At 58.4% G+C, this 20,988-nt stretch carries 20 protein-coding genes; 16 read left to right on the top strand and 4 right to left on the bottom strand.

Features of this window, described 5'->3' with window-relative positions:
- Positions 1–50 precede the first annotated feature (50 nt).
- Complete coding sequence (locus tag ALTER154_RS16895; RefSeq protein ID WP_160088720.1) at positions 51–680, top strand: LysE family translocator; 630 nt, start codon at positions 51–53, stop codon at positions 678–680.
- 204 nt (positions 681–884) lie between these two features.
- Here ALTER154_RS16895 and smpB read toward each other — a convergent pair whose 3' ends face one another.
- The gene (gene smpB, locus ALTER154_RS16890; protein WP_090255207.1) at positions 885–1,367 is read right to left on the bottom strand and encodes an SsrA-binding protein SmpB; all 483 of its coding nucleotides are present in this window, start codon (positions 1,365–1,367) and stop codon (positions 885–887) included.
- A 166-nt stretch (positions 1,368–1,533) separates the two neighbouring features.
- On the opposite strand from smpB, the gene ALTER154_RS16885 reads away from it, so the two are divergent.
- From ALTER154_RS16885 to ALTER154_RS16875, 3 genes are read left to right on the top strand one after another with little or no spacing between them, the layout of a single operon-like run.
- The gene (locus ALTER154_RS16885; protein WP_160088718.1) at positions 1,534–2,937 is read left to right on the top strand and encodes a sodium-dependent transporter; all 1,404 of its coding nucleotides are present in this window, start codon (positions 1,534–1,536) and stop codon (positions 2,935–2,937) included.
- Positions 2,938–2,971: 34 nt separating this feature from the next.
- A complete protein-coding gene (locus ALTER154_RS16880; protein ID WP_160088716.1) occupies positions 2,972–3,406 on the top strand; it encodes a type II toxin-antitoxin system RatA family toxin in 435 nt (144 codons plus the stop codon).
- Positions 3,399–3,719 carry an RnfH family protein gene (locus ALTER154_RS16875; protein WP_160088714.1) on the top strand — a complete coding sequence of 107 codons (321 nt, stop codon included), beginning with the start codon at positions 3,399–3,401 and terminating at the stop codon, positions 3,717–3,719. The genes ALTER154_RS16880 and ALTER154_RS16875 overlap by 8 nt, the downstream gene beginning before the upstream one ends.
- A gap of 75 nt (positions 3,720–3,794) precedes the next feature.
- Here ALTER154_RS16875 and ALTER154_RS16870 read toward each other — a convergent pair whose 3' ends face one another.
- Complete coding sequence (locus ALTER154_RS16870; protein ID WP_160088712.1) at positions 3,795–4,313, bottom strand: outer membrane protein assembly factor BamE; 519 nt, start codon at positions 4,311–4,313, stop codon at positions 3,795–3,797.
- 97 nt (positions 4,314–4,410) lie between these two features.
- Between ALTER154_RS16870 and fur the strand changes: the two genes are divergently transcribed.
- Positions 4,411–4,815, top strand: coding sequence for a ferric iron uptake transcriptional regulator (fur, locus tag ALTER154_RS16865; protein ID WP_090255961.1), 405 nt, complete (start codon positions 4,411–4,413; stop codon positions 4,813–4,815).
- Between the two features lie 60 nt (positions 4,816–4,875).
- Here the strand turns inward: fur and recN are convergent, their stop codons facing one another.
- The gene (gene recN, locus ALTER154_RS16860) at positions 4,876–6,549 is read right to left on the bottom strand and encodes a DNA repair protein RecN (RefSeq protein WP_160088710.1); all 1,674 of its coding nucleotides are present in this window, start codon (positions 6,547–6,549) and stop codon (positions 4,876–4,878) included.
- Positions 6,550–6,705: 156 nt separating this feature from the next.
- Between recN and grpE the strand changes: the two genes are divergently transcribed.
- From grpE to ALTER154_RS16820, 8 genes are all read left to right on the top strand, one after another.
- Complete coding sequence (gene grpE / locus ALTER154_RS16855) at positions 6,706–7,275, top strand: nucleotide exchange factor GrpE (protein ID WP_160088708.1); 570 nt, start codon at positions 6,706–6,708, stop codon at positions 7,273–7,275.
- Between the two features lie 99 nt (positions 7,276–7,374).
- A complete protein-coding gene (gene dnaK / locus ALTER154_RS16850) occupies positions 7,375–9,291 on the top strand; it encodes a molecular chaperone DnaK (RefSeq protein ID WP_090255964.1) in 1,917 nt (638 codons plus the stop codon).
- Between the two features lie 126 nt (positions 9,292–9,417).
- Positions 9,418–10,545, top strand: a complete 1,128-nt coding sequence (gene dnaJ, locus ALTER154_RS16845; protein ID WP_160088706.1) for a molecular chaperone DnaJ — start codon at positions 9,418–9,420, stop codon at positions 10,543–10,545.
- A gap of 71 nt (positions 10,546–10,616) precedes the next feature.
- Entirely contained in the window at positions 10,617–11,420 is an 804-nt protein-coding gene (dapB, locus tag ALTER154_RS16840) for a 4-hydroxy-tetrahydrodipicolinate reductase (RefSeq protein WP_160088704.1), read from the top strand.
- A gap of 209 nt (positions 11,421–11,629) precedes the next feature.
- Positions 11,630–12,778, top strand: coding sequence for a glutamine-hydrolyzing carbamoyl-phosphate synthase small subunit (carA, locus tag ALTER154_RS16835; protein WP_160088702.1), 1,149 nt, complete (start codon positions 11,630–11,632; stop codon positions 12,776–12,778).
- 36 nt (positions 12,779–12,814) lie between these two features.
- Entirely contained in the window at positions 12,815–16,036 is a 3,222-nt protein-coding gene (gene carB, locus ALTER154_RS16830; protein ID WP_160088700.1) for a carbamoyl-phosphate synthase large subunit, read from the top strand.
- Positions 16,033–16,509 carry a transcription elongation factor GreA gene (gene greA / locus ALTER154_RS16825; protein WP_160088698.1) on the top strand — a complete coding sequence of 159 codons (477 nt, stop codon included), beginning with the start codon at positions 16,033–16,035 and terminating at the stop codon, positions 16,507–16,509. The genes carB and greA overlap by 4 nt, the downstream gene beginning before the upstream one ends.
- A complete protein-coding gene (locus ALTER154_RS16820) occupies positions 16,481–16,933 on the top strand; it encodes a DUF4149 domain-containing protein (RefSeq protein ID WP_160088696.1) in 453 nt (150 codons plus the stop codon). The genes greA and ALTER154_RS16820 overlap by 29 nt, the downstream gene beginning before the upstream one ends.
- 59 nt (positions 16,934–16,992) lie before the next feature.
- On the opposite strand, the gene yhbY is transcribed toward ALTER154_RS16820, so the two are convergent.
- A complete protein-coding gene (gene yhbY, locus ALTER154_RS16815; RefSeq protein ID WP_090255972.1) occupies positions 16,993–17,304 on the bottom strand; it encodes a ribosome assembly RNA-binding protein YhbY in 312 nt (103 codons plus the stop codon).
- Between the two features lie 102 nt (positions 17,305–17,406).
- Between yhbY and rlmE the strand changes: the two genes are divergently transcribed.
- The 3 genes from rlmE (at position 17,407) to folP (ending at position 20,987) form a co-directional block, all read left to right on the top strand.
- A complete protein-coding gene (rlmE, locus tag ALTER154_RS16810; protein ID WP_090255973.1) occupies positions 17,407–18,030 on the top strand; it encodes a 23S rRNA (uridine(2552)-2'-O)-methyltransferase RlmE in 624 nt (207 codons plus the stop codon).
- A gap of 180 nt (positions 18,031–18,210) precedes the next feature.
- Complete coding sequence (gene ftsH / locus ALTER154_RS16805; protein ID WP_090255974.1) at positions 18,211–20,127, top strand: ATP-dependent zinc metalloprotease FtsH; 1,917 nt, start codon at positions 18,211–18,213, stop codon at positions 20,125–20,127.
- 8 nt (positions 20,128–20,135) lie between these two features.
- On the top strand, positions 20,136–20,987 hold the full coding sequence (folP, locus tag ALTER154_RS16800) for a dihydropteroate synthase (protein ID WP_160088694.1): 852 nt from the start codon (positions 20,136–20,138) through the stop codon (positions 20,985–20,987).
- The last annotated feature ends 1 nt before the right edge of the window (position 20,988 follow it).

Raw genomic sequence — 20,988 nt, 5'->3', positions numbered from 1 at the left:
AGTAAGGTGGCGAGCCTAACAGAATCATTTCGACGTCGCGGAGCCGCCCCATGTACTGGACCGAGTTTTTAGCTGTGGCCCTGATCCACTTGCTGGCTGTGGCCAGCCCTGGCCCGGATTTCGCGATTGTGGTGCGCGAAAGTGTGGCCCATGGTCGGCGTGCCGGCATCTTCAGTGCGATTGGTGTGGGCTGCGGGATTTTTATCCATGTGGCCTATTCGCTACTGGGTATCGGCTTGATCGTGTCGCAGTCGATTGTGTTGTTCAACGCCCTCAAGTGGCTGGCCGCGGCTTACCTGCTGTACATCGGCATCAGGGCATTGCGTGCCAAACCGGCCAGCCCGAGCGATGCCGAGTTGAGCCTGGATGAAGGTGAGCGCTCGCCGCGTGCAGCCTTTGTGGCGGGCTTTGTAACCAATGGCCTGAACCCCAAGGCCACGCTGTTCTTCCTCTCGCTGTTTACCGTTGTGATCAACCCGCATACGCCGCTGCCGGTACAGGCGGGCTACGGCGTTTATCTGGCGGTGGCCACGGCGCTGTGGTTCTGCATGGTCGCTCAGTTGTTCAGTCATCAGCGGGTGCGTGCCGGTTTTGCGCGGATGGGTCACTGGTTTGATCGGTTGATGGGGGCGGTGCTGGTGGGATTGGGCGTCAAGCTGGCGTTTAGCGAGTTGCGCTAAGAACCTGTCTAACGCCTGCTGCGCGTCGGCCCTGCTGCGTTATAAACAGGCTCGGAATGCTCATTTACATCAGTAAACTCCGCTTCCTTGCCTGTTTTTGCCTTGCATGGCTCTAGCTCGCAAGACGTTAAACAGGTTCTGAGTCGAGCGCAGTAACAAAAAACGCCCCGCATTGCGGGGCGTTTTCATTAGTGCAGAGTCGATTTACTCGTCTTTACCTTTACTGCGCATCGCGCGCTGCACTTCGCGGTCGGCGTCGCGTTCTTTCTCGGTGTGGCGCTTGTCAAAGTCTTTCTTACCCTTGGCCAGGGCAATTTCGCACTTGATCAGATGCGCCTTCCAGTAAATCGACATGGCCACACAGGCGTAGCCTTTCTGCTGAACGGCGCCGAACAGCTTGTCCAGCTCGCGCTTGTTCAGCAGCAGCTTGCGGGTGCGTGTTGGGTCGGCGATCACATGGGTGCTCGCTGCCGTCAGTGGGGTGATGTGGCAGCCCATCAGCCAGGCTTCATCGTTTTTCAGCAGCACATAGCTGTCGACTAACTGAGCTTTGCCGGCGCGCAGACTTTTCACTTCCCAGCCGGCCAGGACCAAGCCTGCCTCGAACCTGGATTCGACGAAGTAGTCATGCATCGCCTTCTTGTTTTGCGCGATGGTGCCTTGCGGGTGTTTCTTTTGTTTAGCCATAGGGCGCGCATTATAGGGAGTCACTGGCGCGGGCGCTATGTGTACGGCAGGGCAAAATCGGCTCTGCTTGGCGGCTGGGCACTGCGCGGTGTCGGCTGTGCTTGAGCCGCCCTGGCGAATCCCCGACAATGCGCGATCTTTTTTCAATAGAGCAGGCTAGCCGAGCATGGCGAACGATAAGGTTTCGATACACGGCGCCTGGGCCAGCCGTTGGGTGTTTATTCTGGCTGCGACTGGTTCGGCTGTTGGCTTGGGCAATATCTGGAAGTTCCCCTATATGACCGGCATGTACGGCGGCGGGGCTTTCGTGATGATGTACCTGGTGTGCATCTTTATGGTCGGCTTACCGATCATGCTCGCTGAAACCCTGATTGGTCGGCGCGGCCGGCAGAGCCCGGTGAATACCCTCAAGACCCTGGCCATTGAGTCGGGTGCTTCGCCTAAATGGTCCTGGGCAGCGCTGATGGGCATGATCGCGGCGTTGCTGATTCTGTCGTTTTATAGTGTGGTCGCCGGTTGGTCGCTGGATTACATCCTCAGCATGGGTGGCGGGCAGTTTACCGGCGTGAGTGCCGAGGGTGCTGGCGCCGCGTTTGGTGCGCTGACGGCCGACCCTTGGCGGCTGACCTTGTGGCATACGCTGTTTATGCTGCTGACCGGCTTTGTCATCGCCCGTGGCGTGGTGGCTGGTCTTGAGCGCAGCCTGCGCATCATGATGCCGCTGCTGTTCGTGCTGCTACTAGTGCTGCTGGGTTACAGCATGACCACCGGGCACTTTATGCAGGGCTTTCACTTTCTCTTCGATTTCCAGCCGGACCGCGTGCTCGATGGTGTGCTGGCCGCCATGGGCCATGCCTTCTTTACCCTGAGCGTCGGCGTGGGCGCGATCATGGTTTACGGCTCGTATATGCCTAAGAACGCCTCGATTGGCGGCACCATTCTCACCGTCGGTATTCTCGACACCCTGGTAGCTCTCACTGCTGGTATGGCGCTGTTCCCCATCGTCTTCGCCGGTGGTCTGGAGCCTGGCGCAGGGCCAGGGCTGATGTTTGTAACCTTGCCGGTGGCGTTCGGCAATATCGCTTTTGGCCAGGTGATGGGCACGCTGTTCTTTATCCTGGTGCTGATCGCTGCCTGGACCTCGTCGATCTCCATGCTGGAGCCGGCGGTGGCCTATTTGGTCGAGCGCACCAAGCGCAGCCGGGTGCTGGTCACCAGCGTGCTGGCGTTCCTCTGCTGGGTAGTCGGTATGGGTACGGTGCTGTCCTTTAACTTGGGGGCTGAAGCTAAGTTCTTTGTCTTCGCCGAGGATGGTTTCCACCTATTCCAATGGGGCGCCGAAGGTGGGCGGAATTTCTTCGACACCATCGACTACCTGACCAGCCGTATTCTGTTGCCGCTCGGTGGCCTGGCGTTTGCCCTATTCGCCGGCTGGGTGCTAAAGCGTGAAGCCGTGCGCGAAGAGCTGGCGATGAAAAGCCCGCTACTGTTCAACGTGGTGTACTGGTTGATTCGTGTGGTCGCGCCAATTGGTGTGCTGATCGTGTTTATCGCAGAGCTGAGCAAATGATCGCCTGCATCCTGTTTAACCAAGTGGTTGGGTTATGAGCACTCATATTCAGCGTTCGGCGCTGTTGCCTTATCCCGCGCGGGCGCTGTTTGATCTGGTCAATGATGTGGCCAGTTACCCGCAGTTTTTGCCCTGGTGTTCGGCCAGTGAAGTGCTTGAGGTCAGCGACACGCATATGCGCGCCAGCCTTGCGGTGGCTAAAGGCGGCTTGAGCCAGCGCTTTGTCACGGCCAACACCCTGGTGCCGGGCGAGCTGATCAAGCTGACTCTGGTCGAGGGGCCGTTCACCCAGCTGTATGGGCATTGGGAATTCAAGGCGCTGGGCGAAAAGGCCTGCAAGATCAGCCTGGATCTGACCTTCGACTATGCCGGGCCTCTGGTACGCGCGACCCTCGGGCCGCTGTTCAATCAGGCCACCAATACTCTGGTCGATGCTTTCTGCCAAAGGGCCAAGCAACTCTATGGATAAGCCAAACATCGTGGTCGAAGTGGTCTACGCCCTGGCCGACAAACAGAAGCTGCTGCGCCTGAGTTTGCCTTATGGCACTACGGTGCGCCAGGCAGCGGTACAGTCCGGCATGCAGGCGCACTTTGCCGATCTGGACCTGCACAACAGCCCGCTGGGGATCTTCGGCAAGGCGGTGAGCAAGCCCGATGAGCGCGTGTTGGAAGAGGGTGAGCGGGTGGAGATCTACCGGCCGCTGATCGCCGATCCGAAAGAAGTGCGCAAGCAGCGTGCGGCCAAGGCGGCGCAAGCCAAGGCCGAGGATGCCGGACAGTAAGTGCTGAACGCATGATTTGCAGAGATGCAGACATAAAAAAGCCCGGACATGTCCGGGCTTTTTTATCAGCAAATGTTACTGCGGTGTGCTTTCCAGTGGCTCTGGAGTCGGTACCGGCACGACTTTCACGTCGTCCACTTCGCGCTGAATCTGCTCCAGTAGCGAGCCCGGAGCGGGCTTATCTTCAACCTGCGGCTGCTGAGTGGCTTGCGGAGTGGTAACGCCGCTGTCTTCACCCAGGATGGCCTGGTCGCGGCTGACGCCCGGCATAAAGTCGCCAGACAAGCCAACCAGTTGGTCGTCGGCATTGAAGTTAACGCTTACACGCTCCTGCAGGCGCTTACCGCCACCCGGCTGGATGCTGTACAGGTAATCCCAGCGGTTGGCGTGGAAGGTGTCAGTGAGCAGAGGGTTGCCCATGATAAACCGCACTTGCTTGCGGGTCATTCCCGGCCGCAACTGGTCTATCATGTCCTGCGTGACGACATTGCCCTGTTGAATGTCGATTTTATAAACCCCGGGGAATGAACAACCGGCGAGTGCGAGTAGCCCCGTAAGGGTGAGGCTGGTCAGCAGGAGTTTGGTTTTTTGCATCGGTGGGCGACTTCCACTATCTTGGCTGGGCAATATAACCCCGGATCATACCCGCAATAAAGGAAGCTGCGAAGCCGCTTCCGTGAGAAAGCAGACCATGGTTGAAAATAGCGAACTACGCAAGGCTGGCCTGAAAGTGACCCTGCCACGGGTCAAGATACTGCAAATGCTCGACTCTGCCGGTCAGCGTCACATGAGTGCTGAAGATGTCTACAAGGCACTGATGGAGGCGGGGGACGACGTAGGTTTGGCAACTGTGTACCGCGTACTGACCCAGTTTGAAGCAGCAGGTCTGGTGGTTCGTCATAACTTCGATGGCGGTCATGCGGTCTTCGAATTGGCGGACAGTGGCCATCACGACCATATGGTCTGTGTCGATTCCGGTGAAGTGATCGAGTTCTTCGATGCCGAGATTGAAAAGCGTCAGAAAGAAATCGTCAAAGAACACGGCTTTGAGCTGGTTGATCACAACCTTGTGCTGTATGTGCGCAAAAAGAGCTGATTGATCGGCATATGAAAAAGGCGACCTTGGGGTCGCCTTTTTTCTTGCTTTGTTTTGGGGTCAGGCTTGAGCGCTGCTGACCATCTTTCTGGCGTGGGCCAATGACTCCTCTGTCAGGTCGACGCCGCCGAGCATGCGTGCGATTTCCTCGACACGTTGCGCGCTGTCTAGCTTGCTGACAGCGGTACGGGTGGCGTCACTGTCGCGCACTTTGTGCACAAATAAGTGCTGGTGACCTTGTGCGGCTACTTGCGGCAAGTGGGTAACAGTCAGCACCTGGCCGCGCTCGCCGAGCCGGCGCAACAGTTGCCCGACCACTTCTGCGGTGGGGCCGCCGATGCCGACGTCAACTTCATCGAATACCAACGTCGGTACCCGCGAGGTTTGCGCGGTGATCACCTGAATCGCCAGGCTGATACGCGACAGCTCGCCGCCCGAGGCAACTTTGGCCAGGGCTTTCAGCGGTTGGCCAGGGTTGGCGCTGACGAGAAACTCCAGCTGCTCTAGGCCATTCGGGTGTGGCTCGCTACTGCTGTTGGCGCTTAGCTTGATGTTGAAACGCCCGCCCGGCATGCCGAGGTTCTGCATTTCCTGTTCAACTGCTCTGGCCAACTGGTCGGCGGCGCTATTACGCAAAGTGCTCAGCTCGGCAGCCTTTTCCTGATAATGCCGCTCGAAGGCGGCCAGTTCGTCGCTCAGGCGCTCGGCAGCCTGGTCGTCGGCATTCAGGCTTTCCAGCTCTTCAAACAGCTGTTGCTGCATGGCGCCCAACTCGGTTGGTTGGATGCGGTGCTTGCGCGCCAGGGTGTAGATCGCGTCCAGGCGTTCTTCCATTTGCTGCAGGCGCTCGGGGTCGCCGTCGAAGTGGTCGAGAAAGCGGTTCAGCTCGCCGACGGCTTCTTCTACCTGGATTTGCGCGCTGGCCAGCAGGTTGGTGGCTTCGCTCAATGCGCCGGGCTGACCCTGGAAGGCGCTGAGGCGATTGAGGCTGCTGGTCAGGGCGGACAGCACGTTGCCAGCGTCATTCTCGCTGCATTGCTCGATCACCAGGCGGCATGCGCTGAGCAGGCTTTCGGCGTTGGTCAGGTTTTTATGTTCCTGCTCCAGTTGTTCTAGCTCGTCCTCACCCAAGGCTAGGTTATCCAGTTCTTCGAGCTGATAACTGAGCAATTGGTGGCGTGCGCGTTGCTCGTCGCCGATGTTGGCGATGCGTTCCAGCTCATTGCGCGTCTGTTTCCAGCGCTGTGCAGCGAGCTGCACCTGGCGCGCCAGTTCCTGGCTGCCAGCATATTCATCAAGCAGGCGGCGGTGGGTGTCAGGTTTGAGCAGTGACTGATGTTCGTGTTGGCTGTGAATGTCGATCAGCAGTTCGCCCAGAGCCTTGAGGTCACCTTGCGGGCAGGGTGATCCGTTGATATAGCCGCGCGAGCGGCCTTCGGCGGTGATCACTCGGCGCAGGATGCACGGGCCGTCGTTGTCCAGGTCACGCTCGGCCAACCAGGCGCGGGCTTCCGGGATGTCGTGCAGGTCGAAGCTGGCGAGGATGTCCGCCTTGTCCGCACCGGGACGTACCACGCCGCTGTCGGCACGATCACCCAGTGTCAGGCCTAGGGCGTCGAGCATGATCGACTTGCCGGCACCGGTTTCGCCGCTGATCACGCTCATGCCGGCGTCCAGCTCTAGATCAAGGTGTTCAACGATGGCGTAGTTGTGTACGGACAGGTGCACCAGCATGGCGAGGGCCTCCCAAGTTCATGTCTGGTTATTTATACAGTGTTTTTTTGTGGGCTGACAATCCGTCTGTTGTCCTTGAAACCACATTTTTTGACCCCATATAGCAGCCAGGTACGTGAGTTAAGGCTCGCGTCGGATTTATAAGAGGAGAGACGCATGGCTGACGAACAGACCCTGGATACGCAGAATCCCGATGTACAAACAGCTGCCGAAGCGGCTGCGGGCGATGACCTGGTTGCCCGCGTGCAAGCGCTGGAAGAGCAACTGGCTACTGCGCAGGATCAGTCGCTGCGCATGGCTGCCGATCTGCAGAATGTGCGCCGCCGCGCCGAGCAGGATGTAGAGAAGGCGCATAAATTCGCTCTGGAGAAATTCGCCAACGATCTGTTGCCGGTGGTGGATAGCCTGGAGCGCGGTCTTGAGCTGTCGAATCCGGATGATGAGGCGATCAAGGCTGTACGTGAGGGCATGGAGCTGACACTCAAGCTGTTCGGCGACACCCTCAAGCGTCACCAGTTGGAAGCCATTGATCCGCATGGTGCACCGTTCAACGCCGAACACCATCAGGCGATGGCGATGCAGGAAAGCACCAGCGTCGAGCCAAACAGCGTGCTCAAGGTGTTCCAGAAGGGCTACATGCTCAATGGTCGTCTGCTGCGCCCCGCCATGGTGGTGGTCAGCAAGGCGCCGGTAGAAGCGCCGCCATCGATCGATGAGCAGGCTTGAAATTCGCCGAGCTGCCCCCATTAAACAGTCAAGCGTTTTAGTGCTACCGCCGCTGACAACGATCAGTGGCGGGATTATCAAAGTTTCGGGAGAGTGAAGATGGGCAAAATTATTGGTATCGACCTGGGGACCACCAACTCGTGCGTCTCGGTTCTGGAAAACGGTGTCGCTAAAGTTATCGAAAACGCTGAAGGCGCGCGTACTACGCCGTCAATCATCGCGTATGCCAACGACGGTGAAATCCTCGTCGGCCAGTCGGCCAAGCGTCAGGCCGTGACCAATCCGCATAACACCCTGTATGCGGTAAAGCGTCTGATCGGTCGTCGTTTTGAAGAAGACGTCGTGCAGAAAGACATCCAAATGGTGCCGTACAAGATCGCCAAGGCGGACAACGGTGACGCTTGGGTTGAAGTGAACGGCCAGAAGATGGCTCCGCCGCAAATCTCGGCTGAAATCCTGAAGAAAATGAAGAAAACCGCCGAAGACTACCTCGGCGAGCCAGTGACCGAAGCGGTGATCACCGTGCCGGCCTACTTCAACGACAGCCAGCGTCAGGCCACCAAAGACGCCGGCCGTATTGCTGGTCTGGATGTAAAACGCATCATCAACGAGCCTACCGCGGCTGCTCTGGCGTACGGTATGGACAAGGCCAAGGGCGATCACACCGTGATCGTCTATGACCTGGGTGGCGGTACCTTCGACGTTTCCGTGATCGAGATCGCTGAAGTTGACGGCGAGCACCAGTTCGAAGTGTTGGCCACCAACGGCGACACCTTCCTCGGTGGTGAAGACTTCGACATTCGTCTGATCGACTACCTCGTTGACGAATTCAAGAAAGAAAGCGGCATGAACCTCAAGGGTGACCCGCTGGCCATGCAGCGCCTGAAAGAAGCCGCTGAGAAAGCCAAGATCGAACTGTCCTCGAGCCAGTCGACCGACGTGAACCTGCCGTACATCACTGCAGACGCCACCGGTCCTAAGCACCTGAACGTGAAGATCTCCCGCGCCAAGCTGGAATCGCTGGTTGAAGACCTGGTGCAGCGCACCATCGAGCCATGCCGTATCGCGCTGAAAGACGCTGGTATCGACATCGGTGCGATCAACGACGTGATCCTGGTCGGCGGTCAGACCCGCATGCCGCTGGTACAGAAGCTGGTAACCGATTTCTTCGGTAAAGAAGCGCGTAAAGACGTTAACCCGGACGAAGCTGTAGCCATGGGTGCTGCTATCCAGGGTGCGGTTCTGTCTGGCGACGTGAAAGACGTGCTGCTGCTCGACGTCAGCCCGCTGACTCTGGGTATCGAAACCATGGGCGGCGTGATGACTGCGCTGATCGAGAAAAACACCACGATTCCGACCAAGAAATCGCAAGTGTTCTCGACTGCTGACGACAACCAAGGCGCTGTGACCATTCACGTGCTGCAGGGCGAGCGCAAGCAAGCCAGCGGTAACAAGTCGCTGGGCAAATTCGACCTGGCCGAGATTCCGCCAGCTCCGCGTGGCGTACCGCAGATCGAAGTAACCTTCGATATCGATGCCAACGGCATCCTGCACGTCGGCGCGAAAGACAAGGCCACCGGCAAGACTCAGTCGATCGTGATCAAGGCCAACTCCGGTCTGTCTGAAGAAGAAATTCAGCAGATGGTTCGTGATGCCGAAGTCAACGCCGAGGAAGATCGCAAGTTCGAAGAGCTGGCGACCGCACGTAACCAAGGCGATCAGCTGGTGCACGCCACCCGCAAGATGATCACCGAGGCCGGCGACAAAGCTACTGCCGACGAGAAGACTGCTATCGAAACCGCATTGAGCGCACTGGAAGTGGCGATCAAGGGTGACGACAAAGCTGAAATCGACGCCAAGATGACCGCGCTGTCCGAAGTGACCGCACCGCTTGCGCAGAAGATGTACGCCGAGCAGCCGCAGCCAGGTGCGCAAGCCCCGGGTGCTGAGCAAGCCAAGGACGCAGGCGACGACGTGGTCGACGCTGAGTTCGAAGAGGTCAAAGACAACAAATAAATAGGCGCAAGCTTATGCCGCTCTGGTCGGGCGTGACGCGAGTCGCGTTCGGCATGATCCGCCGCGCGGGAGCTTGCTCCCGCGTTGGCGTGTCTGGAGTAGACGATTTAAAGGTGTTGAAGACTTATGGCTAAACGCGATTTTTATGAGGTGCTCGGTGTCGAGCGCGGCGCCAGCGAAGCGGAGCTGAAAAAAGCCTACCGCCGTCTGGCCATGAAGTATCACCCCGACCGTAACCCGGACGATAAAGCCGCCGAAGAGAAGTTCAAGGAAGCCAACGAGGCTTACGAAGTGCTTTCCGATGCGGCCAAACGTTCGGCTTACGATCAGTACGGCCACGCCGGTGTCGACCCGCAAATGGGTGGCGGCGGTGGCGGCCCAGGCGGGGCGAACTTCTCCGATATCTTCGGTGATGTATTCAGCGATTTCTTCGGTGGCGGTGGTCGTGGCGGTCAACGTGGCGGCGCACAGCGCGGCAGTGACCTGCGCTACACCCTGGAGCTGGATCTGGAAGAAGCGGTGCGCGGCACTGCGGTGACCATTCGCGTGCCGACGCTGGTCAATTGCAAACCTTGCGATGGCTCGGGCGCGAAGAAGGGCACCACGCCGGTGACCTGTACCACCTGTGGTGGTATCGGCCAGGTGCGTATGCAGCAAGGCTTCTTCTCGGTGCAGCAGACCTGTCCGCGTTGTCACGGCAGCGGCAAGATGATCACCGATCCTTGCGGCTCCTGCCACGGTCACGGCCGGGTCGAAGAGCACAAGACCTTGTCGGTTAAAGTGCCGGCTGGCGTCGATACCGGCGACCGCATTCGTCTGTCTGGCGAAGGCGAGGCGGGTGCCATGGGCGGCCCAGCGGGCGATCTGTATGTGGTGGTGAATGTGCGCGAGCACGCGATCTTCCAGCGCGACGGCAAGCACCTGTACTGCGAAGTGCCGATCAGCTTTGCCGATGCGGCCCTGGGTGGCGAGCTGGAAGTGCCGACCCTGGATGGTCGAGTCAAGCTGAAGATCCCGGAAGGCACGCAGACCGGCAAGATGTTCCGCTTGCGTGGCAAGGGCGTCGCGCCCGTGCGTGGCGGTGGTGCCGGCGACTTGATGTGCAAGGTGGCGGTGGAAACCCCGGTCAACCTGGACAAACGTCAGCGCGAACTGCTTGATGAGTTCCGCAAAACCCTGGAAGGCGACAGCTCGCATTCGCCGAAGGCCAATGGCTGGTTCGAAGGCGTTAAGCGCTTCTTTGGCGACCTGTAAATCCCGCTGACAGGCTGCGCGGTCGCTGAGCGGCTGCTGCAGTCTGTGGCGACAGCTTGGAGCTGATAGCTATGCAACGTATTGCTGTGATGGGCGCCGCCGGGCGCATGGGCAAGACCCTGATCGAGGCCGTACAGATGGTCGATGGCGCAAGCCTGAGTGCGGCGATTGATCGTGCAGGCAGCAGCCTGGTTGGCGCGGATGTCGGTGAGCTGGTGGCGCAGGGCAAGATTGGCGTCAATTTGTCCGGCGATCTGAATGCGGTGCTTGATCAGTTCGATGTGCTGATCGACTTCACTCATCCATCGGTCACCCTGAAGAACCTGGAAATCTGCCGTAAGGCCGGTAAATCCATGGTGATCGGCACCACCGGTTTTTCTCCTGAAGAAAAGCAGCAGCTGGCTGAGGCCGGCAAGCAGATTTCCATCGTGTTTGCCGCCAACTTCAGTGTCGGCGTCAATCTGTGTCTTAAGTTGCTCGACACTGCGGCGCGGGTTCTGGGTGATGACGTGGATATCGAAATCATCGAAGCCCATCACCGCCACAAGGTCGATGCGCCGTCCGGCACCGCCTTGCGTATGGGGGAGGTAGTGGCCAATGCCCTGGGGCGTGATCTGCAGAAGGTCGCCGTGTATGGGCGCGAAGGTCAGACTGGGGCGCGCGAGCGCGAAACCATCGGTTTTGCCACGGTGCGCGCCGGTGATGTGGTCGGTGATCACACCGTGTTGTTTGCCGCTGATGGCGAGCGCGTGGAAATCACCCACAAGGCGTCCAGTCGCATGACCTTCGCCAAAGGCGCAGTGCGTGCGGCGTTGTGGCTGCAAAAACGTCAGTCTGGTCTGTATGACATGCAGGACGTTCTGGGGCTTAACTGAGGCATTCTGTCGCAGGAATGTGTTTTACCTGGGTCTGAGTCGCAACTGGCGGTGGACCCAAAAGGCAGTTTCCTGTAAGCTTTCTGCTTTAGTGTGTCCACTAAAGTTGCGCAGAATGAATCAGATAAAAAAGCGGGGTGACGGTTGATACGTCATCCCGCTTTTTTACAATCTGCGTTTGCTTCACGTTTTGATTTTCGGAGGTTTTCTTGAGTAAGCCAGCCCTTAAACCTGCCATTTTGGCTCTTGCTGATGGCAGTATTTTTCGCGGCGAGGCCATCGGTGCCGATGGCCAAACTATTGGAGAGGTGGTTTTTAACACCGCCATGACCGGCTATCAGGAAATCCTTACCGATCCTTCCTATGCCCAGCAGATTGTCACCCTGACCTATCCGCACATCGGCAACACCGGCACCACGCCGGAAGACGCCGAGTCCAATCGCGTATGGGCAGCTGGCCTGATTATCCGTGACCTGCCGCTGACCTCCAGTAACTGGCGCAACAAGCAGCCGCTGGATGAATACCTCAAGGAAAACGGCACCGTCGCCATCGCTGGCATCGACACCCGTCGCCTGACCCGCATCCTGCGTGAGAAAGGTTCGCAGAACGGCTGCATTTTGGTTGGCGATGACGCCACTGAAGAAAAAGCCCTGGAATTGGCGCGTAGCTTCCCCGGCCTGAAAGGCATGGACCTGGCCAAAGTGGTGAGCTGCACTGAGCGCTATGAGTGGCGCTCAAGCGTGTGGAACCTGAAAGACGACAGTCACCCCGAAATTCCAGCCAGTGAGCTGAAATACCACGTGGTGGCTTACGACTACGGGGTTAAGTGGAACATCCTGCGCATGCTGGTTGAGCGTGGCTGCCGCCTGACGGTAGTGCCGGCGCAAACACCGGCCGCTGACGTGCTGGCGCTGAATCCTGATGGCGTGTTCTTGTCTAACGGCCCTGGCGATCCCGAGCCTTGTGACTACGCGATCCAGGCAATCAAGGATGTACTGGAAACCGATATTCCGGTGTTCGGTATCTGCCTCGGTCATCAGCTGCTGGCTCTGGCCTCAGGCGCCAAAACCCTGAAGATGGGTCACGGTCACCATGGCGCTAACCACCCTGTGCAAGACCTCGACACCGGTGTGGTGATGATCACCAGCCAGAACCACGGTTTTGCTGTGGATGAGGCCACCCTGCCGAGCAATCTGCGCGCTATCCACAAGTCGCTGTTTGACGGTTCTCTGCAGGGTATTGAGCGTACTGATAAGGATGCCTTTAGCTTCCAGGGGCACCCTGAAGCGAGCCCCGGTCCAGCCGATGTGGCTCCGCTGTTCGATCGCTTTATCGAAACCATGGCCAAGCGCCGCTAAACCTCGCCGACTGACCCAAGGATTCGAGTAACCGCTATGCCAAAACGTACAGACATTAAAAGCATCCTGATCCTCGGCGCTGGCCCGATCGTTATCGGCCAGGCCTGCGAGTTCGACTATTCCGGTGCCCAGGCGTGTAAAGCGCTGAAAGAAGAGGGTTACCGCGTCATTCTGGTGAACTCCAACCCGGCCACCATCATGACCGACCCGGCCATGGCGGACGCCACCTATATCGAGCCGATCAAGTGGTCCACCGTGGCCAAGATCATCGAGAAGGAGCGCCCAGACGCGCTGCTGCCAACCATGGGTGGCCAGACCGCGCTGAACTGCGCGCTAGACCTGGAGAAGCACGGCGTTCTGGAAAAATTCGGCGTCGAGATGATCGGTGCCAACGCCGACACCATCGACAAGGCCGAAGACCGCTCGCGCTTCGACAAGGCGATGAAAGACATCGGCCTGGCCTGCCCGGTTTCCGGCATCGCGCACAACATGGAAGAAGCTTACGGCGTGCTGGAGAAGGTGGGCTTCCCGTGCATCATCCGTCCGTCCTTCACCATGGGCGGCACGGGCGGCGGTATTGCTTACAACCGTGAAGAGTTCGAAGAAATCTGCGCCCGCGGTATCGACCTGTCGCCAACCAGCGAACTGCTGATCGACGAATCGCTGATCGGCTGGAAAGAGTACGAGATGGAAGTGGTCCGCGATAAAAAGGACAACTGCATCATCGTTTGCGCCATCGAAAACTTCGACCCGATGGGCGTACACACCGGCGACTCGATCACCGTGGCTCCGGCGCAAACCCTGACCGACAAGGAATACCAGATCCTGCGTAACGCATCGCTCGCGGTACTGCGTGAGATCGGCGTGGAAACTGGCGGCTCCAACGTGCAGTTCGGCATCTGCCCGAATACTGGCCGTATGGTGGTGATTGAGATGAACCCGCGCGTGTCGCGTTCCTCGGCGCTGGCCTCCAAGGCCACCGGCTTCCCGATCGCCAAGATCGCCGCCAAGCTGGCCGTGGGTTACACCCTTGATGAGCTGAGCAACGACATCACCGGTGGCCGCACTCCAGCCTCGTTCGAGCCGGCCATCGACTACGTTGTGACCAAGATTCCGCGATTTGCCTTCGAGAAGTTCCCGAAAGCTGATGCCCGCCTGACTACGCAGATGAAGTCGGTCGGTGAAGTCATGGCCATCGGCCGTACCTTCCAGGAATCCCTGCAGAAAGCCTTGCGCGGTCTGGAAGTGGGCGTTTCGGGCCTCGACCCGATGCTCGATCTGGCCGATCCTGAAGCTGAAAGCACCCTGCGTCGCGAACTGACCGTGCCAAGCGCTGACCGTATCTGGTACATCGGCGATGCCTTCCGTGCCGGCAAGACCGTGGCCGAAGTCTTTGAGCTGACCAATATCGATGAATGGTTCCTGGTGCAGATTGAAGATCTGATCAAGGACGAAGAGCGCATCAAGACCCTGGCGTTGTCGAGCATTGATCGTGACTCGATGTACAAGCTCAAGCGTAAAGGCTTCTCCGATATTCGCTTGGCCAAGCTGCTGGGCGTGACCGAGAAAACCCTGCGTAGCCAGCGCCACAAGTTGAAAGTGCTGCCGGTGTACAAGCGCGTCGACACTTGCGCCGCCGAGTTCGCCACCGACACCGCTTACATGTATTCGACCTACGAGGAAGAGTGCGAAGCCAATCCGTCGAGCCGCGACAAGATCATGATCCTCGGTGGTGGGCCGAACCGTATTGGTCAGGGTATCGAGTTCGACTACTGCTGCGTACACGCGGCACTAGCGCTGCGCGAAGACGGTTACGAGACCATCATGGTCAACTGCAACCCGGAGACCGTCTCAACCGACTACGACACTTCCGACCGTCTGTACTTCGAGCCGGTAACCCTGGAAGACGTGCTGGAAATCGTCCGCGTCGAGCAGCCGAAAGGTGTGATCGTGCAGTACGGCGGCCAAACTCCGCTGAAAATCTGTCGCGCCCTTGAAGAAGCCGGCGTACCGATTATCGGTACCTCGCCTGATGCCATCGACCGCGCCGAAGACCGCGAGCGCTTCCAGCAGATGGTTCAGCGCCTTGGTCTGCGTCAGCCGGCTAACGCCACTGCGCGCAGCGAAGATGAAGCCCTGGCCCACTCTAAGACCATCGGTTATCCGCTGGTGGTGCGTCCGTCCTATGTTCTGGGCGGCCGTGCGATGGAAATCGTCTATCAGGAAGACGAGCTCAAGCGTTATATGCGCGAAGCGGTAAAAGTCTCCAACGACAGCCCGGTGCTGCTCGATCACTTCCTCAACTGCGCCATCGAAGTGGACGTGGATGCGGTGTGCGACGGCGAAACGGTGGTGATCGGCGCGATCATGCAGCACATTGAGCAGGCTGGTGTGCACTCGGGCGACTCCGCCTGTTCGCTGCCGCCGTACTCACTGCCGATGCACATCCAGGACGAGATCCGCGAGCAGGTCAAGAAAATGGCCTTGGAACTCGACGTGGTTGGCCTGATGAACGTGCAGATGGCCGTGCAGGGTGAGGACATCTTCGTCATTGAAGTGAACCCGCGCGCCTCGCGTACCGTACCGTTTGTCTCCAAGTGCGTCGGCGTTTCGCTGGCCAAGGTGGCTGCGCGCGTGATGGCCGGCAAGACTCTGGCTGAAGCCGGCTACACCGCCGAGATCATTCCGCCGTACTTCAGCGTCAAGGAAGCGGTGTTCCCGTTCGCCAAGTTCCCAGGCGTCGACCCGATCCTCGGCCCAGAAATGAAGTCCACCGGTGAAGTGATGGGCGTGGGCGATACCTTCGGTGAAGCCTTCGCCAAGGCTCAGTCGGGGGCCAGTGAGATTCTGCCAAACGCTGGCGTGGCCTTTATCAGCGTGCGTGACGATGATAAGCCGCTGGTGGCTGGCGTGGCGCGTGACCTGATTGAACTGGGCTTTGAAGTGGTGGCCACTGCCGGTACCGCCAAGCTGATCGAAGCAGCGGGTTTGCCCGTGCGTCGCGTCAACAAGGTAACCGAGGGTCGCCCGCACGTGGTCGACATGATCAAGAATGATGAAGTCACTCTGATTATCAACACCACCGAAGGTCGTCAGTCGATTGCTGACTCCTACTCCATTCGTCGTAACGCTCTGCAGCACAAGATCTACTGCACCACCACCATTGCGGCGGGGCAGGCAATCTGTGAGGCGCTGAAGTTCGGTCCCGAGAAGACTGTGCGCCGTCTGCAGGATCTGCATGCAGGAATCAACGCATGATCAAATACCCAATGACCGTCCAGGGCGCGCGCGCCCTGGAAGAGGAGCACGCTCACCTGACCAAGGTGGTGCGTCCCAAACTGAGCCAGGATATCGGCACTGCGCGCGAGCTCGGTGACCTCAAAGAGAACGCTGAATACCATGCCGCTCGCGAGCAGCAGGGTATGGTCGAGGCGCGTATCCGTGATATCGAGGGCCGCCTGCAGAATGCGGTGATCATCGACGTCACCACGATTGAGCACACGGGTAAGGTGATTTTCGGCACCACCGTGGAAATCGCCAATTGCGAAACCGATGAAAGCGTCACTTACCAGATCGTGGGTGAGGACGAAGCTGACATCAAGCAGCGCAAGATTTCTGTAGGCTCACCTATCGCCCGCGCCTTGATCGGCAAGAGTGAGGGGGATGTGGTCGTGGTACAGACGCCGAGCGGTGCGCTGGAGTATGAGATTGTCGAGGTTCGCCATCTCTAAGCCGCTGGTGCGTGACGCTGGCGCAATCAGCTGGCTGCTGGCTCAGACGCTCTGGGTTGGTGGCCTCTGGTTGCTACATTTTTTGCTGCTGCCTGCAATTGCCAAGATCGGCCTGGCCTCATTGCTGGTAGAAGAAATCGGCAATACCTTGCGGCCATTGCTGGTTGGTCTGGCGGCGGTTTGCGCCGGACTCCAGGTGCTGGTACTGATTCGTGCCGAGCGCTTGGCAAGCCTGTGGCGTGATCCCCGCGGGCAATTGCTATTGGTTGTAGTGGCGATGGCGGGCAGTTACTTTGCTGTGCGCCAACTGCTGCCAGAGGCTGAACTGTGGTTGATGTTCAGTTATTTGGTCATGGCCTTTTGCGGCCTGTTGCTGGTATTGCAGCCGCTGCCGCAAAGCTCAGGCACAAGCTCTAAGCAGTAAGATTGGGCAGGATAGGTGGATTGCAAAGGCGCTGAGCGCGCCTTGCAACGGCTGATAGATCAGCCGTGATGACGGTGAACGTTGGACAGGTTTTTGTTCACTTTCGGGTTCTTGCGGTAGATCAGCGCCATTTTGCCAATCACCTGCACCAGCTCGGCTTTGCCGGCTTTGCACAGTTCATTGATGGCCGTAAGGCGATCTTCGCGCTCAGTGATGCGTAATTGCACTTTAATCAGTTCATGATCGCTCAGTGCGCGTTCCAGTTCAGTCAGCACACCTTCGGTCAGACCGTTGTCAGCCACGATCAATACAGGCTTCAAATGGTGACCGATAGATTTGAATTGTTTCTTCTGCTCTTGAGTGAGCGGCATAATCTGATTCCTGCATTTAATCTGGTAAAAAACGGCGGTTAGTTTACCCGAGCGCCTTCGGGGCCGCCCAGATATTCATGCGTTGCACATTCGAGGTATTGCGTGGCCCGTTCCAAGACCAGTCAAGGTTGGCTGAAAGAGCATTTCAACGACCCCTACGTCAAAATGGCGCAGAAGGATGGCTATCGCTCGCGCGCCAGCTACAAGTTGCTGGAGATTCAGGAGAAGGATCGCATCCTGCGGCCTGGCATCACTGTAGTCGATCTGGGCGCAGCCCCGGGCGGCTGGTCGCAAGTCACCAGTCGGGTGATCGGTGACAAGGGGCGTTTGATCGCGTCAGATATCTTGGAGATGGACAGCATCCCGGATGTCACCTTTATCAAGGGCGACTTTACCGATGATGCGGTGTTCGCGCAGATTCTCGAAGCCATCGGTGATCATCCGGTAGACCTTGTGATTTCCGATATGGCCCCCAATATGAGTGGAGTAAGGGAGTCGGATCAGCCGCGGGCGATGTACTTGTGCGAGCTGGCGCTGGATTTGTCGACTCGGGTGTTACGCCCGGGTGGTGATTTCCTGATCAAGATCTTCCAGGGTGAAGGTTTTGATCTTTATCACAAACAGGTGCGTCAGCTGTTCGACAAGGTGCAGATGCGTAAGCCGCTGTCCTCACGTGACCGCTCTCGCGAGCAATATCTGCTGGCGCGAGGCTTTCGCGGTCTCTGAGGCAGCAAGGTGTTCGGCGAATTGTGCTGAGCTGTTGTGGTCTCACAACAAATAAAGGGTTACAGACGGCGCCTGCCAGGGGTGGGCGTTGTGTAGTAAGTTAGATCGGTACATAACTGGTCGTCATGCGAAGCGCGCTTCGACACGGGGCCTGCTTCAGAGGGTAGCTAATTGAACGACATGGCAAAGAATCTGGTCCTGTGGCTGATCATCGCCGCCGTCTTGGTGACGGTGATGAACAATTTTTCCAGCCCAACTGAGTCGAACAAACTCAATTATTCGCAGTTTATCCAGCAGGTTCAGGATGGCGGCGTTAAGCGAGTGACAGTTGATGGCTTCATCATCAGCGGTACCCGTACCGATGGCTCCTCGTTCGAGACCGTGCGTCCGGCGATTCAGGACAATGGCCTGATCAAGGATCTGATGGACAACAACGTCGAGATCGTCGGCAAGCAGCCTGAGCAGCAGAGCATCTGGACTCAGCTGCTGGTCGCCAGCTTCCCGATTCTGGTGATCATCGCTGTGTTCATGTTCTTTATGCGCCAGATGCAAGGTGGTGCGGGCGGTAAAGGCGGGCCGATGAGTTTCGGTAAGAGCAAGGCGCGCCTGCTCTCGGAAGATCAGGTCAAAACCACCTTCGCTGATGTCGCCGGTTGCGACGAGGCCAAGGAAGAAGTCAGCGAGCTGGTTGAATTCCTGCGTGATCCAGGCAAATTCCAGCGTCTCGGTGGGCGTATTCCGCGCGGCGTGCTGATGGTGGGCTCGCCAGGTACCGGTAAGACACTGCTGGCCAAGGCGGTTGCTGGCGAAGCCAAAGTGCCGTTCTTCACCATTTCAGGTTCGGACTTCGTGGAAATGTTTGTTGGTGTCGGTGCATCCCGTGTGCGTGACATGTTCGAGCAAGCCAAGAAGCACGCGCCCTGCATCATCTTCATCGACGAAATCGACGCCGTAGGTCGCCACCGTGGTGCCGGTATGGGCGGTGGCCACGACGAGCGTGAGCAGACCCTCAACCAGTTGCTGGTCGAGATGGACGGCTTTGAAATGAATGACGGCATCATTGTGATCGCCGCCACCAACCGCCCTGACGTGCTCGACCCTGCATTGCTGCGCCCGGGCCGTTTCGACCGTCAGGTTGTGGTGGGTCTGCCGGACATCCGTGGCCGCGAGCAGATTCTTAAAGTGCATATGCGCAAAGTGCCAATGGGCGAAGACGTTGCTCCAGCAGTGATTGCGCGTGGTACGCCGGGCTTCTCCGGTGCCGACCTGGCCAACCTGGTCAACGAGGCATCGCTGTTCGCTGCCCGTGCCGGTAAGCGTGTGGTCGAGATGAAAGAGTTCGAGCTGGCCAAAGACAAGATCATGATGGGCGCCGAGCGCAAAACCATGGTCATGTCGGACAAGGAAAAGCTCAACACCGCATTCCACGAAGCTGGTCACGCGATTGTCGGGCGGTTGGTGCCTGAGCATGATCCGGTCTACAAGGTGTCGATCATTCCGCGCGGCCGCGCTCTGGGTGTGACCATGTTCCTGCCCGAGGAAGACCGTTACAGCCTGAGCAAGCGCGCGCTGACCAGTCAGATCTGCTCGTTGTTCGGCGGTCGTATCGCCGAAGAAATGACCCTGGGCTTTGATGGCGTCACCACTGGTGCGTCCAACGACATCATGCGTGCCACCCAGCTGGCCAAGAACATGGTCACCAAATGGGGCTTGTCGGAAAAGCTCGGCCCGCTGATGTATGCGGAAGAAGAGGGTGAGGTTTTCCTTGGTCGTAGCATGGGCAGTAATCAGAGCAACGTCTCTGCCGACACCGCCAAATTGATCGATCAGGAAGTACGCAGCATCATTGATGAGTGCTACGGCACCGCCAAGCGCCTGTTGCAGGAAAACCGCGACAAGCTCGATGCAATGGCCGAAGCGTTGATGAAGTACGAAACCATTGATGCCGAGCAGATCGAAGACATTATGAATGGTCTCGCGCCGCGTGAGCCGAAAGGCTGGCAGGGCGGTGACGACAACAACGGCACGCCGACTGCGCCAGTTGAAGTCGCTGAGTCCACAGAGAAGCCAATTGGTGGCCCAGCCGCCGAGCTCTAAGGTTTTCCATGTCTGTTGCGCCAACCTTCGACCGGCTGCCCTGTGGCAGCCGGTTTCTTGATTTAAGCCGTCCGCAAGTGATGGGCATCCTCAACGTCACCCCTGACTCCTTCTCCGATGGTGGGCGCTACGGCCAGCGTGATGCTGCTTTGCGTCATGCCGAGGCGATGCTTAAGGCGGGGGCAACACTGATTGATGTGGGTGGTGAGTCGACGCGCCCTGGCGCTCGTGCGGTTTTTCCGGTTGAAGAGCTGGAGCGGGTTGCGCCCATAGTCGAGGCCATTGCCGCAGAGCTGGATGTGATTATTTCGGTGGACACTTCAACGCCAGCAGTCATTCGCGAAACTGCGCGGCTGGGTGCTGGGTTGATCAATGACGTGCGTTCGCTGCAGCGTGATGGTGCGCTGGGCGCTGCGGCTGACAGTGGTCTGCCGGTATGCCTGATGCATATGCGCGGTGAGCCCACCACCATGCAGCATAATCCTCAATACCCAGACGTCGTCGCAGAAGTGCGCGAGTTTCTGCTTGAGCGGCTGGCTGCCTGTTCGGCGGCTGGGATTGGTGCTGAGCGAGTCATCCTTGATCCGGGTTTTGGCTTTGCGAAAACCCTGGAGCACAATCTTTCGCTGTTCAAGCATCTGCACGCGCTGCATACGCTAGGGCGGCCGCTGCTGGTCGGGGTGTCGCGCAAGAGTATGATCGGCAAGGTGCTAGGGCATGAAGTGGGCGAGCGCCTATATGGCAGTCTGGCCTTGGCTGCGTTGGCGCTGAGCAAGGGCGCACACATCCTGCGAGTGCACGATGTGTCGCAAACAGTTGATGTGGTAAGGATGATCGCCGCGGTTGAAGCGGCCGAATAAG

Source organism: Pseudomonas sp. 9AZ, assembly GCF_902506525.1.
Taxonomy (GTDB): Bacteria; Pseudomonadota; Gammaproteobacteria; order Pseudomonadales; family Pseudomonadaceae; genus Aquipseudomonas; species Aquipseudomonas peli.
The sequence above is the reverse complement of the archived record's forward strand: the minus strand, read 5'-3'. Positions and strand labels throughout refer to the sequence as shown.

What these genes read in the sequence shown, in the direction of transcription:
- carB (WP_160088700.1), top strand. Translation starts at nt 12,815, where the DNA reads ATGCCAAAACGTACAGACATTAAAAGCATCCTGATCCTCGGCGCTGGC.
- ALTER154_RS16880 (WP_160088716.1), top strand. Translation starts at nt 2,972, where the DNA reads ATGAGCACTCATATTCAGCGTTCGGCGCTGTTGCCTTATCCCGCGCGG.
- dapB (WP_160088704.1), top strand. Translation starts at nt 10,617, where the DNA reads ATGCAACGTATTGCTGTGATGGGCGCCGCCGGGCGCATGGGCAAGACC.
- greA (WP_160088698.1), top strand. Translation starts at nt 16,033, where the DNA reads ATGATCAAATACCCAATGACCGTCCAGGGCGCGCGCGCCCTGGAAGAG.
- dnaK (WP_090255964.1), top strand. Translation starts at nt 7,375, where the DNA reads ATGGGCAAAATTATTGGTATCGACCTGGGGACCACCAACTCGTGCGTC.
- ftsH (WP_090255974.1), top strand. Translation starts at nt 18,211, where the DNA reads ATGGCAAAGAATCTGGTCCTGTGGCTGATCATCGCCGCCGTCTTGGTG.
- recN (WP_160088710.1), bottom strand. Translation starts at nt 6,549, where the DNA reads ATGCTGGTGCACCTGTCCGTACACAACTACGCCATCGTTGAACACCTT.
- ALTER154_RS16895 (WP_160088720.1), top strand. Translation starts at nt 51, where the DNA reads ATGTACTGGACCGAGTTTTTAGCTGTGGCCCTGATCCACTTGCTGGCT.
- ALTER154_RS16870 (WP_160088712.1), bottom strand. Translation starts at nt 4,313, where the DNA reads ATGCAAAAAACCAAACTCCTGCTGACCAGCCTCACCCTTACGGGGCTA.
- folP (WP_160088694.1), top strand. Translation starts at nt 20,136, where the DNA reads ATGTCTGTTGCGCCAACCTTCGACCGGCTGCCCTGTGGCAGCCGGTTT.
- ALTER154_RS16875 (WP_160088714.1), top strand. Translation starts at nt 3,399, where the DNA reads ATGGATAAGCCAAACATCGTGGTCGAAGTGGTCTACGCCCTGGCCGAC.
- smpB (WP_090255207.1), bottom strand. Translation starts at nt 1,367, where the DNA reads ATGGCTAAACAAAAGAAACACCCGCAAGGCACCATCGCGCAAAACAAG.
- ALTER154_RS16885 (WP_160088718.1), top strand. Translation starts at nt 1,534, where the DNA reads ATGGCGAACGATAAGGTTTCGATACACGGCGCCTGGGCCAGCCGTTGG.
- dnaJ (WP_160088706.1), top strand. Translation starts at nt 9,418, where the DNA reads ATGGCTAAACGCGATTTTTATGAGGTGCTCGGTGTCGAGCGCGGCGCC.
- grpE (WP_160088708.1), top strand. Translation starts at nt 6,706, where the DNA reads ATGGCTGACGAACAGACCCTGGATACGCAGAATCCCGATGTACAAACA.
- yhbY (WP_090255972.1), bottom strand. Translation starts at nt 17,304, where the DNA reads ATGCCGCTCACTCAAGAGCAGAAGAAACAATTCAAATCTATCGGTCAC.
- ALTER154_RS16820 (WP_160088696.1), top strand. Translation starts at nt 16,481, where the DNA reads ATGAGATTGTCGAGGTTCGCCATCTCTAAGCCGCTGGTGCGTGACGCT.
- fur (WP_090255961.1), top strand. Translation starts at nt 4,411, where the DNA reads ATGGTTGAAAATAGCGAACTACGCAAGGCTGGCCTGAAAGTGACCCTG.